General features: G+C 67.0%; 17 protein-coding genes and 1 tRNA gene. 9 read left to right on the top strand and 9 right to left on the bottom strand.

Annotation, left to right across the window (positions count from 1 at the left end):
* Positions 1–129: 129 nt before the first annotated feature.
* Complete coding sequence (locus NL2_RS13090; protein WP_245647682.1) at positions 130–1,296, bottom strand: penicillin-binding protein activator; 1,167 nt, start codon at positions 1,294–1,296, stop codon at positions 130–132.
* 39 nt (positions 1,297–1,335) lie between these two features.
* Between NL2_RS13090 and rsmI the strand changes: the two genes are divergently transcribed.
* The 4 genes from rsmI to NL2_RS13070 all read left to right on the top strand — a co-directional run bounded on the left by rsmI (position 1,336) and on the right by NL2_RS13070 (position 4,427).
* Complete coding sequence (gene rsmI, locus NL2_RS13085) at positions 1,336–2,172, top strand: 16S rRNA (cytidine(1402)-2'-O)-methyltransferase (protein WP_068075957.1); 837 nt, start codon at positions 1,336–1,338, stop codon at positions 2,170–2,172.
* Complete coding sequence (locus NL2_RS13080) at positions 2,169–2,525, top strand: YraN family protein (protein WP_068075952.1); 357 nt, start codon at positions 2,169–2,171, stop codon at positions 2,523–2,525. Before rsmI ends, NL2_RS13080 begins: the two co-directional genes overlap by 4 nt.
* 175 nt (positions 2,526–2,700) lie before the next feature.
* Positions 2,701–3,663 (top strand): glutathione synthase, encoded by a 963-nt coding sequence (gene gshB / locus NL2_RS13075; protein WP_068075950.1) that lies wholly within the window; start codon positions 2,701–2,703, stop codon positions 3,661–3,663.
* A 140-nt stretch (positions 3,664–3,803) separates the two neighbouring features.
* Positions 3,804–4,427 (top strand): DedA family protein, encoded by a 624-nt coding sequence (locus tag NL2_RS13070; protein ID WP_068075947.1) that lies wholly within the window; start codon positions 3,804–3,806, stop codon positions 4,425–4,427.
* 15 nt (positions 4,428–4,442) lie between these two features.
* Here NL2_RS13070 and accC read toward each other — a convergent pair whose 3' ends face one another.
* The 6 genes from accC to NL2_RS13040 form a co-directional block, all read right to left on the bottom strand.
* The gene (accC, locus tag NL2_RS13065) at positions 4,443–5,807 is read right to left on the bottom strand and encodes an acetyl-CoA carboxylase biotin carboxylase subunit (protein ID WP_068075945.1); all 1,365 of its coding nucleotides are present in this window, start codon (positions 5,805–5,807) and stop codon (positions 4,443–4,445) included.
* Positions 5,808–5,831: 24 nt separating this feature from the next.
* The gene (gene accB, locus NL2_RS13060; protein ID WP_068075944.1) at positions 5,832–6,323 is read right to left on the bottom strand and encodes an acetyl-CoA carboxylase biotin carboxyl carrier protein; all 492 of its coding nucleotides are present in this window, start codon (positions 6,321–6,323) and stop codon (positions 5,832–5,834) included.
* 131 nt (positions 6,324–6,454) lie between these two features.
* Positions 6,455–6,928: a type II 3-dehydroquinate dehydratase gene (aroQ, locus tag NL2_RS13055; RefSeq protein WP_068075943.1), complete on the bottom strand. Its 474-nt coding sequence runs from the start codon at positions 6,926–6,928 to the stop codon at positions 6,455–6,457.
* 138 nt (positions 6,929–7,066) lie between these two features.
* Entirely contained in the window at positions 7,067–7,447 is a 381-nt protein-coding gene (locus NL2_RS13050; RefSeq protein WP_068075942.1) for a hypothetical protein, read from the bottom strand.
* 227 nt (positions 7,448–7,674) lie between these two features.
* Positions 7,675–8,088, bottom strand: coding sequence for a holin family protein (locus tag NL2_RS13045; protein WP_068076013.1), 414 nt, complete (start codon positions 8,086–8,088; stop codon positions 7,675–7,677).
* Between the two features lie 155 nt (positions 8,089–8,243).
* A tRNA-Pro gene (locus tag NL2_RS13040) sits at positions 8,244–8,320 on the bottom strand.
* A 259-nt stretch (positions 8,321–8,579) separates the two neighbouring features.
* Between NL2_RS13040 and yajC the strand changes: the two genes are divergently transcribed.
* The 3 genes from yajC to secF are packed head-to-tail and all read left to right on the top strand — an operon-like array spanning position 8,580 to position 11,542.
* On the top strand, positions 8,580–8,927 hold the full coding sequence (gene yajC, locus NL2_RS13035) for a preprotein translocase subunit YajC (protein ID WP_068075941.1): 348 nt from the start codon (positions 8,580–8,582) through the stop codon (positions 8,925–8,927).
* 22 nt (positions 8,928–8,949) lie between these two features.
* Positions 8,950–10,554 carry a protein translocase subunit SecD gene (secD, locus tag NL2_RS13030; RefSeq protein WP_068075939.1) on the top strand — a complete coding sequence of 535 codons (1,605 nt, stop codon included), beginning with the start codon at positions 8,950–8,952 and terminating at the stop codon, positions 10,552–10,554.
* A 10-nt stretch (positions 10,555–10,564) separates the two neighbouring features.
* Positions 10,565–11,542: a protein translocase subunit SecF gene (secF, locus tag NL2_RS13025; RefSeq protein WP_068075937.1), complete on the top strand. Its 978-nt coding sequence runs from the start codon at positions 10,565–10,567 to the stop codon at positions 11,540–11,542.
* A 15-nt stretch (positions 11,543–11,557) separates the two neighbouring features.
* On the opposite strand, the gene NL2_RS13020 is transcribed toward secF, so the two are convergent.
* Both NL2_RS13020 and NL2_RS13015 read right to left on the bottom strand, forming a co-directional pair.
* Positions 11,558–12,790 (bottom strand): glycosyltransferase, encoded by a 1,233-nt coding sequence (locus NL2_RS13020; protein ID WP_068075935.1) that lies wholly within the window; start codon positions 12,788–12,790, stop codon positions 11,558–11,560.
* Positions 12,791–12,792: 2 nt separating this feature from the next.
* Entirely contained in the window at positions 12,793–13,365 is a 573-nt protein-coding gene (locus NL2_RS13015) for a helix-turn-helix domain-containing protein (RefSeq protein WP_068075933.1), read from the bottom strand.
* A 119-nt stretch (positions 13,366–13,484) separates the two neighbouring features.
* Here NL2_RS13015 and NL2_RS13010 point away from each other — a divergent pair, with 119 nt between their 5' ends.
* Positions 13,485–13,961, top strand: a complete 477-nt coding sequence (locus NL2_RS13010; protein ID WP_068075931.1) for a DUF6456 domain-containing protein — start codon at positions 13,485–13,487, stop codon at positions 13,959–13,961.
* A gap of 98 nt (positions 13,962–14,059) precedes the next feature.
* Complete coding sequence (locus NL2_RS13005) at positions 14,060–15,883, top strand: DUF885 domain-containing protein (protein WP_245647681.1); 1,824 nt, start codon at positions 14,060–14,062, stop codon at positions 15,881–15,883.
* Positions 15,884–15,913: the final 30 nt, after the last annotated feature.

Here is a 15,913-nt window from a genome sequence, read left to right as displayed (position 1 = left end):
CTCCCCTGCAGGGGGAGAGATACGCAGACTTGGCCGCGTAGCGGGCTAGTCGCAGTTGAGAGGGGGGCGGCCTGCGCGACGCCCTCTCCCAACCCTCTCCCCCTGAAGGGGGAGAGGGCCAAGAAACCATCAGAACCGCGCGGGCGCCGGGCTGGCGATGGTGAAGGTGCCCGCGCCGACCTGGCGCACTTCCATCGCGCGTTCGGCCACGCCGCTACCGTTGAAGCGGAACACGCCGTCCAGCCCGATGAAACCGTCGCGGTCATACAGCCGCGCGGTGGGGAACGTGCTGCCCGGACGCCAGCTGCGCGCGACGTTGATGGTGAGCAGGACGCTGTCGTAGCCCAGCGTCGCCAGCCGCGAGGGCACGGCGGCAAAACGCTGGCGATAGCTGGTCTCGAACCGGCCGAAGCGGGTGTCGGATACAGCGGCGAACCACGCCCCGCGCAACGCCGGGCTGCGAGTGATGCTGACCTCTCCGCTCCACAGTTCGGTGCCGAGCAGTTGCACGCCGGTGCCGATGAACGGCGCGGCCTGCAACGACAGGCGGCTGCCGTCGGCGATCAGCATCGCGTCCATCGGTCCTTTGTCCTTGGCGCGGCGTACCGCGCTGGCGATCGAGGTGTTGCCGCGATCGTAAGTCTCGATGTCGGTCACCGTGATGCCGCTGGCGCGCGCCGATTCGACGAGCGCAGCCGACGCGCGCTGGCCATAGACGCCGGTGGGCACGATCGCCGCGATCCGCTTGACCCCATGGCCGTGCGCATAATCGACCACGCGGGCGATCGACTGGCCGGGCACCTGGCCCATCACGAACACGTCGCGATCGGCCACGCTGGTGTCGTTCGAATACGTGATCATCGGCACGTGCGCGGGGCGGGCGACATTGGACACCGCCACCACGTCGTCCGACAGCAGCGGCCCCAGGATCAGCTTGTTGCCGTCGGCCACGGCGCGCGCGGCGGCCGACCCGGCGCCGGTCGCGGTATCATACGTGGTGATCCGCACGTTCTGCGCGCTGGTATCGAGCAGCGCCATCGTGGTGGCGTTGGCGATCGACTGGCCGACGCTGCCGTTGGGGCCGGACAACGGCACCAGCAGCGCCACGCGGTGGCGCTCCTTGTCGGTGGGCAGCACATTGGCTTGCGGCGCCGCCTCGGTCGCCACGGGCGCGGGGCCCGATTGCGCCGGTCCGCGCGGGATCACCTGGCACCCGGCGAGCAGCGCGACCGTGCCGAGCATCGCCAGGCTGCGTCCCATGGCGGGCGTGGACGCCGCGATCTGACCCTTGAACATAGCTTGCCGCTCTCCGTGACCCGGTCCATTGGGAGGAACATGGATGCGCCTCCTCTTGACCCCGGGCTCTATATAGTCGCCACCCCGATTGGCAATCTCGGCGACATCACGCGCCGGGCTGTCCAGGTGCTCGAGGCTTGCGACATCGTAGCCTGCGAAGACAGCCGCGTCACGGGCAAGTTGCTGAATCACCTTGCAATCAAGAAACCGATGCGGCGGTACGACGATCATGCCAGCGAAGCCGCGCGCGAAAGCCTGCTCGCCGAAATGGTCCAAAAAGCGGTCGTGCTGGTCAGCGATGCGGGAACCCCGCTGATTTCCGATCCCGGATACCGGCTGGTGCGCGCCGCGCGCGAACGCGGCATCGCGATCACCAGCTTGCCGGGGCCCAGCGCGGCGATCACCGCGCTGACGCTGGCGGGATTGCCGACCGACCGCTTCCTGTTCGCCGGGTTCCTGCCGAGCAAGGCCAAGGCGCGCGACGATGCGATGGCCGAACTCGCGGCGTTGAAGGCGACGCTGGTGTTCTATGAAAGCGGCCCCCGGCTGGTCGCCACGCTGGAGGCGATGGCGACAGGGCTGCCGGGGCGCGAACTGGCGGTGGCGCGCGAACTGACCAAGACGTTCGAAGAATGCCGCACCGGACCTGTGCAGGATCTGGTCGCACATTATACTGCGCATCCCCCGCGCGGCGAGATCGTGGTGCTGGCGGGGCCGCCTGCAGCCACACCGGCGCCCGATGTGGCCAGCCTCGACGATGAACTGCTCGCCGCGCTGGCCGATTTGCCGACGTCCAAAGCGGCGGCGCAAGTCGCCAAGGCGCATGGGCTCGATCGCAAGGCGCTCTATGCCCGCGCGCTGGAACTGAAGGCATGACGTCGCGCCGCATCGAGGCGGAACGGCAGGGCCGGCGGGGCGAAACGTTCGCCATGGTGTGGCTGCGGCTGGCCGGATGGCGCGTGTTGGCACGACGGCAGCGGGTGGGCGCGGGCGAGGTCGATCTGATCGTGCGGCGCGGGCGCATGGTGGCGTTCGTCGAGGTCAAGTGGCGCGCCACGGCGGCCGACCGCGATCTGGCGATCGATGCGCGGCGGCTGCAACGCGTGGCGCGCGCTGCCGAAGTGCTGGCACCGCGCTATGTCCGTGATGGCGATGACATGCGGATCGACGTGCTGCTGCTTGCGCCGGGGCGCTGGCCACGCCACATCACCAACGCCTGGCAACCGTAGAGCCGCAGCAGGTGTGAATTCCGACCGTTATCCAACCCCGTCCGTGCTGAGCCTGTCGAAGCACTGCTTTTCTTCCGAGGCATCGCCAGACTGTGCAGTACCAGACTGGGCACAAAAGAAGGACAATCCTTCGACACGCTCAGAATGGACGGGTTAATCATCGAGGTTTTCCAGTATGACCCTTCGCGTCGCGGTCCAGATGGACCCGCTTCATTCGATCAACATCGGCGGCGATTCCAGTTTTGCGCTGATGCTGTCCGCGCAGGAGCGCGGGCACGAGCTGTATTATTACGACGTGAAAACGCTGGCGTGGCAGGCGGGCCGGGTGTTTGCCGATTGTTCGCCGGTGACGGTGCAGCGTATCGCAGGCAGCCACTACAAGCTGGGCGAAATGCGGCGGCTCGATCTGGGCCATGACATCGACGTGGTGCTGATGCGGCAGGACCCGCCGTTCGACCTGGGCTACATCACCGCCACGCACCTGCTCGAACGGCTCGAGGGCGAGACGCTGGTGGTCAACGATCCCCGATCGGTCCGCAATGCGCCCGAAAAGGTCTATGTGCTCGACTACGCGCGGTTCATGCCGCCCACGCTGATCACCCGTGCGGCGCGTGACGTGCGCGCGTTCCAGCTCGAGATGGCGGCGGGCGGCTTCAGCGGCGCGGTGGTGGTCAAGCCGCTGCACGGCAACGGCGGCAAGGCGGTGTTCAAGGTCGATGCCGATGGCGGCAACCTGTCTGCGCTGTCCGAACTGTTCGGACAGGTCTGGCCCGAGCCGTTCATGGTCCAGCCGTTCCTTCCCGAAGTGGCCGATGGCGACAAGCGCATCGTGCTGGTCGACGGCGTGGTCGCCGGCGCGATCAACCGCCGTCCGGGCGAGGGCGAGTTCCGCTCCAACCTGGCGGTTGGCGGCTATGCCGAAGCGACCACGCTGACGGCGCGCGAAGAGGAAATCTGCGCGGCAATGGGCGCGGAGCTGAAGCGCATGGGGCTGATCTTTGTCGGTATCGACGTGATCGGCGGCAAATGGCTGACCGAGATCAACGTGACCTCGCCCACCGGCATCGTCGCGATCGATCGCTACAACGGCACCGATACGCCCGGCATGATCTGGGATGCGATCGAGGCCAGGCTCTGACTGGCCCCAACCGCCGCGTCCCCGCGAAGGCGGAGACCTCGTGCCGGTGCAGAGCGCACCCGTTTGCCTGAGGTTCCCGCCTTCGCGGGGACGCGGCGCAGGGTCGGGACCATCCCCCCGTTTCGGACGTTACCCCACCCATGAACGACTGGATTTTCCATCTCATCGAAGGCGGCGGCTATTGGGGCATTGCGTTCCTGATGGTGCTGGAGAACGTGTTTCCACCGATCCCGTCCGAACTGATCATGGGCGTGGGCGGCATCGCGGTGGCACATGGGCGGATGGAGGTGCTCCCGCTGATGCTGTCGGGCACGGTCGGCTCGACGCTGGGCAATTACGCGTGGTTCGTGCTCGGCCGGTCGTTCGGGTACGAGCGGTTGCGCCCTTTCGTGACGCGCTGGGGTCGCTGGCTGACGCTCGACTGGACGGGCGTGGAGGCGCTGGTGCGGTTCTTCCGCCGCCATGGCCAGTGGGTGGTGTTCGGCATGCGGTTTTCGCCGTTCATGCGCACGCTGATCTCGCTGCCTGCGGGGCTGGCGCGGATGGGGCACGTGAAGTTCCTGGCGTTCACGTTTGCCGGCGCGACGATCTGGAACGCGTTGCTGGTCTGGGCGGGGTTCCACCTCGGCCGCAATTTCGGCGAGCTGGAGAAGTTCACCGGGCCTGCCGCGCTGGCGCTGATCGTGGCGATCGGGATCGCGTACATGTGGCGCGTGATGACATGGAAACCGCGCCTCGCCGGACCCGGCACCGACGAAACCTGACCGGCGTTTTGCCCGTCAGGCCTGCGGCGGTATCGCCTGCTGCGCGGCCAGCCAGTCTTCCAGATACTTGATCGAATAGTCGCCGTTGAGGAACGTCGGGTCCTCCAGCAGCTTCTGGTGCAGCGGGATCGAGGTCTTGACCCCGTCGATCACCATTTCCTGCAACGCGCGCCGCAGCCGCATGATGCAACCTTCGCGCGTGCGGCCATAGACGATCAGCTTGGCGATCATCGAATCGTAGTACGGCGGGATGCGGTAGCCCGCATACAACCCGCTATCGACGCGCACGTGCATGCCGCCCGCCGCGTGGTAGTTGGTCACCAGCCCGGGCGAGGGCGCGAAGGTCATCGGGTCTTCGGCGTTGATCCGGCATTCGATGGCGTGGCCGGTGAAGCGGATGTCTTCCTGCGCCACCGACAGCGGCTTGCCATCGGCGATGCGGATCTGTTCGCGCACCAGATCGACCCCGGTGATCGCCTCGGTCACCGGGTGTTCCACCTGCAGCCGGGTGTTCATCTCGATGAAGTAGAACTCGCCGTCTTCCCACAGGAACTCGATCGTGCCTGCGCCGCGATAGGCCATGTCGGCCATCGCGCGCGCGACGATGCCGCCCATGCGATCGCGCTCGGTCGCGCCGATCACGGGCGAGGGCGCTTCTTCCAGCACTTTCTGGTGGCGGCGCTGCAGCGAACAGTCGCGCTCGCCCAGATGGATGGCGTTGCCCTTGCCATCGCCGAAGATCTGGAATTCGATGTGGCGCGGGTTGCCGAGGTATTTTTCGAGATAGACCGTCGCATCGCCGAACGCGGCCTTGGCCTCGGACCCGGCCTGCTGCATCAGCGTGGTCAGGTCGTCCGGCCCGGTGCAGACTTTCATGCCGCGTCCGCCGCCGCCCGATGCCGCCTTGATGATCACCGGATAGCCGATTTCGGCCGCGATCTTCGCCGCTTCCACCGGATCGCTGATCGCGCCGTCGGAGCCGGGGACGAGCGGCAGGCCCAGGGCGCCGGCGGTGCGCTTTGCCTCGACCTTGTCGCCCATGGTGCGGATATGTTCGGGCTTGGGGCCGATCCAGATCAGCCCGTGCGCCTCGACGATTTCGGCGAACTGCGCGTTTTCCGACAGGAAGCCATAGCCGGGATGGATCGCGTCGGCGCCGCTGATTTCGGCCGCCGAGATGATCGCGGCGACATTGAGGTAGCTGTCGCGCGCCGCGGGGGGGCCGATGCACACCGCGCGATCGGCCAGCCGCACGTGCATCGCATCGGCATCGGCGGTGGAATGCACCGCGACCGTCTCGATGCCCATTTCGTGCGCCGCGCGGTGGATGCGCAGGGCGATCTCGCCGCGATTGGCGATAAGGATGCGGGATATCGCCATGGCTGGTCGCTCAGTCCCGGCGGATCAGGCGATCACGACCAGCGGCTGGTCGTATTCGACCGGCTGGGCATTTTCGACCAGGATCGCCTTGACCGTGCCGGCGGCGGGTGCGGTGATGGTGTTCATCACTTTCATCGCCTCCACGATCACCAGCGTCTCGCCGGCCTTGACCGCCTGGCCGACGCTGACGAACGGCGTGCTGCCGGGTTCGGCGGAAAGATAGACGGTGCCGACCATCGGCGACTTGACCGCATTGGCATGCGGGTCGGCGACGGGGGCGGGCGCAGCGGCGGATGCGGCAGGGGCGGCGGCGGCGGGCGCGGCATAGGCCACGGGCGCTGCGGCCACGGCGGTCATCGTGCGGGCAACGCGGATCTTGCGATGGCCGTCCTCGACCTCGATCTCGCTCAGGCCGGTCTCACCCAGCAGTTCGGCCAGCTCGCGCACCAGCGCGCTGTCGATGGCCATTTTCTCGCCGTGCCCGGCATGGCCGGTGCTGTCCTTGTCGGCGCTCATTTTATTCCTCGCGGTATCCGAAACTGGCGGTCGCTATGCGCGGGGCAGGCAAGGCTGGCAAGGGGTGCCGGGCGCGCAACCCGGCCCGCAATCGTGGAAAACTGGACGGCCGGGCCGATTCAGAGGCCGATTCAGAGGCCGGCCGCCGCCTCCAGCCCGAGCAGATAGCTGCGGGCACCGAATCCCGCGATCGAGCCTTTTGCCGCCATGCCGACAAAGCTTTTGTGCCGGAAGGGTTCGCGCGTGTGCGGGTTGGACAAGTGAATTTCGATCACCGGGGTGCGGATTGCCTTGATCGCATCGTGCAGCGCCACGCTCGTGTGGGTATAGGCGCCGGCGTTGATCAGCACCGCCTTGGCGCCGCTGGCCTGCGCTTCGTGCAGCCAGTCGACCAGATGGCCTTCATGGTTGGACTGGCGCATGTCGATGTGCAGCCCCAGTTCGCGCGCACGATCTTCCAGCATCCCGGCGATGTCGTCGAGCGTGTCCGACCCGTAGATCGCCGGTTCGCGCATGCCCAGCAGGTTGAGGTTCGGCCCGTTGAGCACGAACACCGTCGTACCGGCGGAAACGTCTGGCGTGTTGTCTTGCGAAGTTGCGGGCATCGGCGGACCTGTCGGGCTGGCGTGGAACGGCGCCCCTGATAGCCCCGGCGCGCCGTGACGCAAGACCGAGGGCTGGATCAGGTCAACACGGGGTCAGGCCAACACGGGGTCAGGCCAACCGCCCCGGGTGCTGGCCGCTTAATGGACGGCAGGACCGTGGAGCGGCGGGGAATCGCCGCCACCACCACCACTGTCGGGCACCGCGGGTGGCGGGGGTGGTGGCATTTCGGTATCGGGCAGATCGTTGTTGCTGTTGAGATCGGCGGCGGGATCGTTGGCTGGTGGGCCGGCGTCTTCGTCGTCCTCCACGGCGGCTTCGGGCACTTCGGCCGGGGTTTGATGCGCCGCATCGGCCGCGGCCGCATCGGCTTTGATCTGGGCGCGGTCCGCTTTCGATTCGGCGGCGGCCAGCCGTCGCTCCAGCGCCGCGTCGCGCACGGCCTGCTCGTTGCCACAACCGCCGAGCATGCCGCCCAGCAGCGCAATGCCCGCCAAACCTACCGCTTTCAGCCTGTTCACGCGTTCGCTTCCTCAGCCCGACCGGGCAAAATACTTCGGTTGAACAAACGCCATAGCAGCAAATGGTTACGCGAAACTAACCAAGGGGAAATGGAGTCTGTTTCAGCGAGGCTGAAACAGGTGCGGCACCGGCCCACTCCCTCGGCCCAACCACCCATAAGATATCCTGTCGGGTGGCCGGGCCGGGGGAGTGGGCTGGTGCCGCTTCCACGCCAGTGGAATAAACTCTACCGGTCGGTGCCCCTGGCTTTGCCCCACTGGCGCGCCGCCGTGTAGCCAAGGTAGCCGGTGCCGAACAGGCCGTAGAGCGGTTCGGGCAACGCCGCGAGATAGCCGGTGATGCCGCTGGCGATGTCGCGCGCGGCGTCGGGCCGGAACGCGGCGATCAGCCCCATCGGCAGCGACCACAGGATCATGACGTACATCACGTAAAGGAATCCGGGCCGCGCGCGGCTGGTCCACGGATCGGGCGACTGCGCTTCGGCGATGATCGCGGACAGCTGGCTCTGCATCCCCGCCAGTTCCTGCGTGCCCTGCAGCTTGAGCAGTTCCAGCTTGGCCGCATCGCGCTGCCGGGGATCGGGGATCACTTTGTCGATGATCGCCGCGAGCGGGGTAAGAATGCTATCGAGAAGCGCCATCGCCATGCTCCGCCATAAGAATCGGGAGCCGGAGCATGTAACCAGATCGGTTCGTGTAGGACAATGGTTTTGCGAAGCTGCACGGTGGGGCGGTAAGGCCGTCGCGCAAAACGGACCATCGGCCGCCCGGTCGCTGTTTCCTGTTCTAAGGAAACTGGTCGGGACGAGAGGATTCGAACCTCCGACCCCCACACCCCCAGTGTGATGCGCTACCAGGCTGCGCTACGTCCCGACCGAGGGGCGCCCTATAGGCACGACGATCCGGGAAGGCAAGCGCTCGCCTGCCGACCATTCGTCCGCGCTGGCGGCGTGACGTCCCGCCATCGGCCATCGTTGCCTTGATCGCGCATTGCTGCTAGTCGCGCCGACCATCCCGTAACGGGTCACAAACCGGTCCATCCGGCAAGCCAGAACCCGGCCCGCCCGGCAAGAGCGCCGCGCAGCGCGCGACTTGTTCGGTGTGGCAGATGCAAGAGAACGTCGCCCGACCCATGATCACTTCCTCCCTGCTTTCCGTCCTGTCCGCCGCTGCCACCAGCGCGGCCCCTGCCGAACCGCCCGCGTGGATGCAGTTCCTGCCGCTGGTGGCGATGGGCTTCATCTTCTGGTTCCTGATCCTGCGCCCGCAGATGCGTCGGCAGAAGGACACCCAGGCCAAGATCGCCGGGTTGCAGAAGGGCGATCAGGTCGTCACCGCCGGCGGGCTGGTGGCCAAGGTGATCAAGGTCGATGACACTTACGTCGATCTGGAACTGGGGCCGAACGTGCGGGTCAAGGCCGTGCGCTCGACCATCGGCGATGTGATCCCGCCCAACGCCACCGCGCCGGCCAACGACTGATTTCAGGGAAGATTTTCCGGACATGCTCGATTTTCCCCGCTGGAAGGTGATCTGGCTGTGGTCGCTGACGATCATCGGCATCCTGGCCGCGATCCCGTCGCTGACCACCGCCGCCGGGTTCGCCTGGCCCTCGCAATTGCCAGAACCGCGCGTCAACCTGGGGCTCGACCTTGCCGGCGGGAGCCACATCCTGCTCGAAGCCGATCCCAGCCAGGTCACGTCGCAGCGGCTTGAAGGCATGGAAGAATCGGTGCGCGGCAAAGTCGCGTCGTCCGATGGCAAAGTGCGCGTCAGCGACATTGCGCAGACCAACGGCACGCTGACGTTCGTGGTGCAGGACCCGACGCAGGTCGACGCGATGCGCGAAATGGTCCTGCCGCTGACCAGCGGTGCGGGCTTGACCGGCCAGCGCGACTGGAAGATCGAGGTCGTCGACGGCACGCGGTTCATCCTCACCCCCACGCCCGAAGGCATCGCGCAGGCGGTGACGCAGGCGATGGACACTGCCGTGGAAGTGGTGCGCAAGCGCATCGACGCGCTGGGCACGCGCGAACCCACCATCATCCGGCAGGGCGACAATCGCATCGTCGTGCAGGTTCCCGGCCTGCAGGATCCCGCCGCGCTGAAAAGCCTGCTGGGGCAGACCGCCAAGCTCGAATTCAAGCTGGTCGACACCACCGCGCTGCCGTCCGACATCGCCAAGGGCATCGTGCCCCCGGGCAGCGAGCTGGTGCCGTTCGCACCGGGCTCGCCGCAGGCCGGCACCCGGCTGGCGGTCAAGCGGCTGGGCGGCATTCGCGGCGACACGCTGACCAACGCGCAGCAGAGCAACAACCAGCAGACCAACGAGCCGGTGGTCAGCATCACCTTCAACAACGAAGGCGGCGCCAAGTTCGCCAAGCTGACCACGGCCAATGTCAACAAGCCGTTCGCGATCATCCTTGACGGCAAAGTCCTGTCGGCGCCCAACATCAACGAGCCGATCATCGGCGGGACCGCGCAGATTTCGGGCAGCTTCACCGCGCAAAGCGCCAACCAGCTGGCGATCTCGCTGCGATCGGGCGCGTTGCCGGTCGATCTCAAGGTGGTGGAAGAACGCACCGTCGGGCCCGATCTCGGCGCGGATTCGATCCGCAAGGGCATGATCGCAATGCTGGTCGGCACCGTGGCGGTGATGGCCTTCATCTTCTTCACGTACGGCCGGTTCGGGGTCTATGCCGACATTGCGCTGGTCATCAACGTGCTGATGATCCTGGGCGTGATGGCGATCGTCAACACCACGCTGACGCTGCCGGGCATCGCCGGGTTCGTGCTGACGATCGGCGCGGCGGTGGACGCCAACGTGCTGATCAACGAGCGTATCCGTGAGGAACGCAAGCGCGGACGCCGCGTGGTCCAGGCGGTGGAGATGGGCTACAAGGAAGCCAGCCGCGCGATCTATGACGCCAACATCACCAACATCATCGCCGCGGTGCTGATGTTCCTGTTCGGCTCGGGCCCGGTCAAGGGTTTCGCGGTGGTGCTGGTGATCGGCATCATGACATCGGTGTTCACCGCGATGACCATGACCCGCCTGTGGGTATCCCAGTGGCTGCGCAAGGCGCGCCCGTCGACCATAGAAATTTGAGGTCAGGCACATGAAACTCGTCAAGCTTGTCCCCGACGACACCAACATCCACTTCCTCAAGTGGCGCATCCCGTTCTTCATCGTCAGCGGACTTCTGGTCCTGGCGTCATGGGCGCTGGTGCTGACCGAGGGGCTGAATTTCGGCGTCGATTTCGTCGGTGGCCAGATGATCCGCGCCACGTTCGAACGCAGCGCCACCGCGCCCGTCGGCGGCTTGCGCAGCGAAGTGACCGCGCTGGGCTATGGCGAACCGATCATCCAGACGTATGGCAAGCCCAACCAGGTCTCGATCCGGATGAAGCTGCCCAAGGGTGCCGACCACGATCCGGCGCTGGCCGACACAATGACGCGCACGATCACCGCCGACCTCAAGGCCAAGCACGCCGACGTGCGCATCGATGGTGTCGATTCGGTATCGGGCAAAGTTTCCAAGGAACTGGGCTGGACCGCGTTCAAGGCGCTGGGTTTCGCCGCGATCGCCATCTCGATCTACATCTGGGTGCGGTTCGAATGGCAGTTCGGCGTGGGCGCGCTCGTCAGCCTGGTGCACGACGTTTCACTGACGCTGGGCATGTTCGCGGTGACGCAGATCGAGTTCGATCTGAACATCGTCGCGGCCTTGCTCACGCTGATCGGCTATTCGCTCAACGACACGATCGTGGTCTATGACCGCATCCGCGAGAACCTGAAGAAATACCGGCGCATGCCGATGCCCGAGCTGCTCGATCTTTCGGTCAACGAGACGCTGGCGCGCACCGTCATGACCTCGCTGATGATGCTGATCACGCTCACCGCGCTGCTGCTGCTGGGGCCGCAGGTAATCTTCGGCTTCACTGCGGCGATCACGCTGGGCATTTTCGTCGGCACATACAGCTCGATCTACATGGCCGCGCCGATCCTGATCTGGCTGCGCGTGACCTCGGGCAGCTTCGTCCCCAACGAATCCGCACAGGACCGGCAGGAACGGCTCGCCCGCGAAGGCGCCTGACGCTACCCGTTTGGATCAGTCGATGGCGGGCGCTCTGCCCACAACCGCTGCGGTATAGAACCCGGCCAGCGCGGCGGCGTTAGCGTCCCAGCTGAACCGCGCGGCGCTGGCCGCGACCGCATCCTGCGCGGGCGGATCGGCGAGCAGATCGCGCACCGCGTCGGCGATGGCGGTGGGGGTGCGCTCCACGATGCGGCCGGCGACCGGATCGTTCACCACCTCGCGCGCGCCGCCGACATCGGGGATGACCAGCGGCGTGCCGCACGCAAGCGCCTCGATCCACGCGTTGGCGAGCCCTTCGCGCTCTGACGGCAGCACCATGACATCGCCGGCGCTGAGCAGCGCGGGCAGCGTTTCGTGCCCCACCGCGCCGAGGAAATGGACCCGCTCCGCCAGATCGAGCCGTGCGGCCAGCGCGCGCAACACCGGCTCGTTTTCGCCGGTGCCGGCCAGCGCGAGCCGGACGTCGGCGGGCAGTTGCGCCAGCGCCTCGATCGCCAGCGACTGGCCCTTGATGCGGATCAGCGCGCCGACGCTGAGCAGCAGGCGGCCTTCGACCGGGATGTTCTGATCGGGCATCGCCGAGGCCAGCTGGCGCGCGGCGGCGCGGGGCAGGGGCTTGAACCGGTCGTGGTCGAGCCCGGTGTAATGCACCGCGATCTTGCCGCGATCCATGCCGAGCGCCGCCATGTCGCGGGCCAGCGCATGCGACACCGACAGCAGCACCGCGGCGCGGTCCGCAGCGGCCAGCATCTGCTTGCGCGCCGACGCGTTGCCGCCCCACACATGGATGTCGGAACCGCGCGCCTTGATCGCCAGCGGCAGGCCCAGCGCATCGGCAATGCGCATCGCGGCGGGGCCGTCGGGATAGAAGAATTGGGCGTCGACCAGGTCGAACGAATGCTCGGCGTGCAGCTTGCGCGCCAGCGGCAGCACCGCGCGCGCGATCAGCGCCGGGTTGAACCGCCCGCTCAACCCCGGCACTAGCGTGAACGGCACGTGATGGACGGCCAGATCGCCGTCCTGTTCGAACGGCACGGTCGCGGCCACGTCGGCATAACGGGCCAGCTTGACCGGTGGCAAGCCGATGGGGTTGATGACGGTGACGTCCCAGTCGTCGCGCGCGGCGAGCGCATGCAATTGGCGCGCCACGAACCGGCCGAACGCCGGGCGGCGAGGCGTGGGATAAAGCGTCGCGATCGACAGCAGGCGGCGCGGGCGCGCGCCCTCAACCGGCGTGTCGTCCACGGTCAGAGCCGCCGCACGAGCATTTCCGCAACGCCGAGCCAGGCCGGCTGGTCGATCACCACCTGCCGCTGCCCCGGTCCCGGCGGCAGCAGCGCGATGCGGCCATCGCGCTGGTCGATCATCCGGCCGAACGCGAACCGTCCGGCAGGGCGGGGGGCCAGCACATCGCGATTGAGCGCGCGCGCATAGTCGTCCGGGCCGACTTCGCGCAGCCACACCTGGTCGTCCGCGCGATATTCGCCGGCGCCGACGTCGACGAGCAGCGCCATCAGCTTTTCATCGCCCAGCAGTTCGATCGGCAGCACGGCATCGGTCGGCCGGGCCAGCGCCTCTGCGCCCTGCGCGCCAAGACGTGCCACCGCGCGCGGGGCACCATCGTTGTCGGCCTTGACCAGCAGTTGCGGATCGACCCCCAGCGCTGCACCGATCCGGTTCATCCACACCAGCGAAAGATTGCGCATCCCGGTTTCGAGCCTGCCAATCGTTTGCGCAGTGGTCGGCGGATCGCAGTTTACCGCCACATCGGACAGAGTCATGCCCTTCTGTTTCCTGATGTCTCGGATTCGGTTGATCATGACAGCGGGATCCTCGGCGAACCGGTTTGGTTTTTCGCTTTCCTACAAAGCAGATGCGGGAGCAAGGGGCGTTTCGGACATTGTTCCTGTTATGTGCCCCTTAATGCAAAGGTGACGTCATGAAACCCATTCTCGTGGAACGCGAACTCACTGCGGCAGGTCCGCGCAAGCGCGAAAATCGCGCCACCGGATGCCGCAGCGTGACGGTCAACCTGGCCGAATCGCCGCTTGGCTGGCTCCACGCGCGGGGGCATCTGACCGATCGTCAGTTCAATGCGGGCGAGCGTCTGCGCGCCGATTGGGAACGCGCGCAACTCGCGCCCAGCGTCACCATGCGCTGGGATGTGGTCCGCATCAAAGGGAGCGGCGGCGACGGCGGACTGAGCGCCAGCGAACGGCAGATCGCCGCGCGGCACCGGTTCGACAGCGCAGTCGGGGCCGCCGGCAGCGGGCTGTCGGACATCCTGTGGCGCGTGGTCTGCGCAGGCGACAGCGTGCCGGTGGCGGAAAAGGCGCTGGCCTGGCCGGTCCGCAGCGGCAAGCTGGTGCTCGGGATCGCGCTCGATCGGGTGGCGGATTTCTATCGCATCCGATGAACGGCTGACGGCAATCGACCAACGGTGCACGATCGCACTTGCCATGGCTCGCACCGCGTGGAAATCGGTAACGATTGAAACAATCAGCGGGACGCACAATGGCCATTTCGATGCTGGAACGACGCGAATTCCTGGGCGCTGGCGGCGCGGCGCTGACGTGGGGGTTGCTGCGGCCGGGCGTGGCGTTTGGCAAGGGATCGACCGACGCCGCGTTCAACGCTGCGCTCGACCGGATCTTCTACGATGAGCTGCTGCTCGCGCCCGAGGATGCGACCGGGTATGGGCTCGACAAGGGTCCGCGCGCACAGCTGAAATATCGGCTCGACGATCGCAGCGAGGCCCATCGCGCGGTCACGCTCGCGGCCAACCGGCGCTCGCTGGCGAGGATCCGCGCCTTTGATCCGGCAGGGCTGAGCCAGGCGGGCAAGCGCAACCGCGATGTGCTGCTGTACATGTTCGAACAGCGGCTGGTCGCATCGCGGTTCGAGCTGTCATCCGTTCAGCGCCCTTATACGATTACCCAGCAGGGCGGCGCGTACTTCGGGGTGCCCGATTTCCTCGACAGCCAGCACACCGTTGAAACGTCGGCCGATGCGGAAGCCTACCTGTCGCGGCTTTCGGGTTTCGGGAAGGTGCTGGACGATGAAACCGCCTATCAGCGCAAGCTGGGCGCGCGCGGGATCGTGGCGCCGGGCTGGTCGATCGACCTGGCGCTGGGCCAGATGCGCAAGCTGCGCGCGGCCACGCCCGAGAGCAACGCCATGGTCCAGTCGCTGGTGCGGCGCACCACGGCCAAGGGCCTGGCCGGGGCGTGGCAGGCCCGCGCGGCGCGGATCGTCGGCGGCACGGTCTATCCCGCGCTCGATCGCCAGATCGCGCTGATGGAGCAGCTTCGTCGCACCACGAAGGACGGCGACGGGGCGTGGCGCCTGCCGCAGGGTGACGCGATCTACGCCGCCGCGCTGCGCGAGGCGACCACGACCGACGACACGCCCGAGCAGGTCCACCAGATCGGGCTCGACCAGGTGGCAGACATCACCGGCAAGCTCGACGCGATCCTGAAAGCTGCCGGCTTCACCACTGGGTCGGTCGGCGCGCGACTGACCGCATTGAACCATGCGCCCGAACAGCTGTGGCCCAACACCGACGCGGGCCGGGCGGGGCTGATCGCCAGCCTCAACGCCGGGATCGCGGCAATGGAACAGCGGCTGCCGCAGGCGTTCGCCGGGTTCCCGCACAATCCGCTCGAAATCCGCCGCGTGCCGCCGGAGATCCAGGACGGCGCGTCGAACGGCTATTACTACTCCGCTGCGCTCGATGGATCGCGCCCGGCGATCTACTGGATCAACCTCAAGGACACCGCCGAGTGGCCGAAATATTCGCTGCCCTCGCTCACCTATCACGAGGGCATTCCCGGGCATCACCTGCAGGGCGGCTACGCGCAGGCCGGCGGGGAGCTGCCGCTGCTGCTGAAGAACTATTTCATCTCGTCCTACGGCGAGGGCTGGGCGCTTTATGCCGAGCAGCTGTCCGATGAGCTGGGCGCGTACAACGGCATCGAGCGCGCCGGATACCTGCAGTCGTTCCTGTTCCGCGCGGCGCGGCTGGTGGTCGATACCGGCATCCACCACTACAAATGGAGCCGCGAGAAGGCGACCGCGTACATGGTCGACACCGTCGGCTTTGCGCCTGCGCGCAGCCAGCGCGAGGTCGAGCGCTATTGCACCATGATCGGGCAGGCGTGCAGCTACAAGATGGGCCATACCGCGTGGGTGGCCACGCGCGAAAAGGCCCGCACGGCGCTGGGCGACAAGTTCAGTCTGCCGTGGTTCCACGACATCCTCAAGGAGGGCGTGATGCCGTTGTCGATGCTGGAACAGCGGGTGGAGGAGCGGACGCGGGAGCGGTTGGCGGCGGCGTAGCGAAGGCCCCTCCAACCGGCCCTGCGGGCA

Source organism: Novosphingobium lentum NBRC 107847, from assembly GCF_001590965.1.
GTDB lineage: Bacteria > Pseudomonadota > Alphaproteobacteria > Sphingomonadales > Sphingomonadaceae > Novosphingobium > Novosphingobium lentum.
Note: the sequence above shows the minus strand (reverse complement) of the source record. Positions and strands in the feature narration are given on the sequence as shown.

Coding starts and splice junctions, on each gene's coding strand:
- NL2_RS13080 (WP_068075952.1), top strand. CDS start 2,169: ATGACGTCGCGCCGCATCGAGGCGGAACGGCAGGGCCGGCGGGGCGAA.
- secD (WP_068075939.1), top strand. CDS start 8,950: ATGCTCGATTTTCCCCGCTGGAAGGTGATCTGGCTGTGGTCGCTGACG.
- gshB (WP_068075950.1), top strand. CDS start 2,701: ATGACCCTTCGCGTCGCGGTCCAGATGGACCCGCTTCATTCGATCAAC.
- accC (WP_068075945.1), bottom strand. CDS start 5,807: ATGGCGATATCCCGCATCCTTATCGCCAATCGCGGCGAGATCGCCCTG.
- NL2_RS13070 (WP_068075947.1), top strand. CDS start 3,804: ATGAACGACTGGATTTTCCATCTCATCGAAGGCGGCGGCTATTGGGGC.
- aroQ (WP_068075943.1), bottom strand. CDS start 6,928: ATGCCCGCAACTTCGCAAGACAACACGCCAGACGTTTCCGCCGGTACG.
- yajC (WP_068075941.1), top strand. CDS start 8,580: ATGATCACTTCCTCCCTGCTTTCCGTCCTGTCCGCCGCTGCCACCAGC.
- accB (WP_068075944.1), bottom strand. CDS start 6,323: ATGAGCGCCGACAAGGACAGCACCGGCCATGCCGGGCACGGCGAGAAA.
- secF (WP_068075937.1), top strand. CDS start 10,565: ATGAAACTCGTCAAGCTTGTCCCCGACGACACCAACATCCACTTCCTC.
- NL2_RS13090 (WP_245647682.1), bottom strand. CDS start 1,296: ATGTTCAAGGGTCAGATCGCGGCGTCCACGCCCGCCATGGGACGCAGC.
- NL2_RS13015 (WP_068075933.1), bottom strand. CDS start 13,365: ATGATCAACCGAATCCGAGACATCAGGAAACAGAAGGGCATGACTCTG.
- rsmI (WP_068075957.1), top strand. CDS start 1,336: ATGGATGCGCCTCCTCTTGACCCCGGGCTCTATATAGTCGCCACCCCG.
- NL2_RS13045 (WP_068076013.1), bottom strand. CDS start 8,088: ATGGCGCTTCTCGATAGCATTCTTACCCCGCTCGCGGCGATCATCGAC.
- NL2_RS13010 (WP_068075931.1), top strand. CDS start 13,485: ATGAAACCCATTCTCGTGGAACGCGAACTCACTGCGGCAGGTCCGCGC.
- NL2_RS13005 (WP_245647681.1), top strand. CDS start 14,060: ATGGCCATTTCGATGCTGGAACGACGCGAATTCCTGGGCGCTGGCGGC.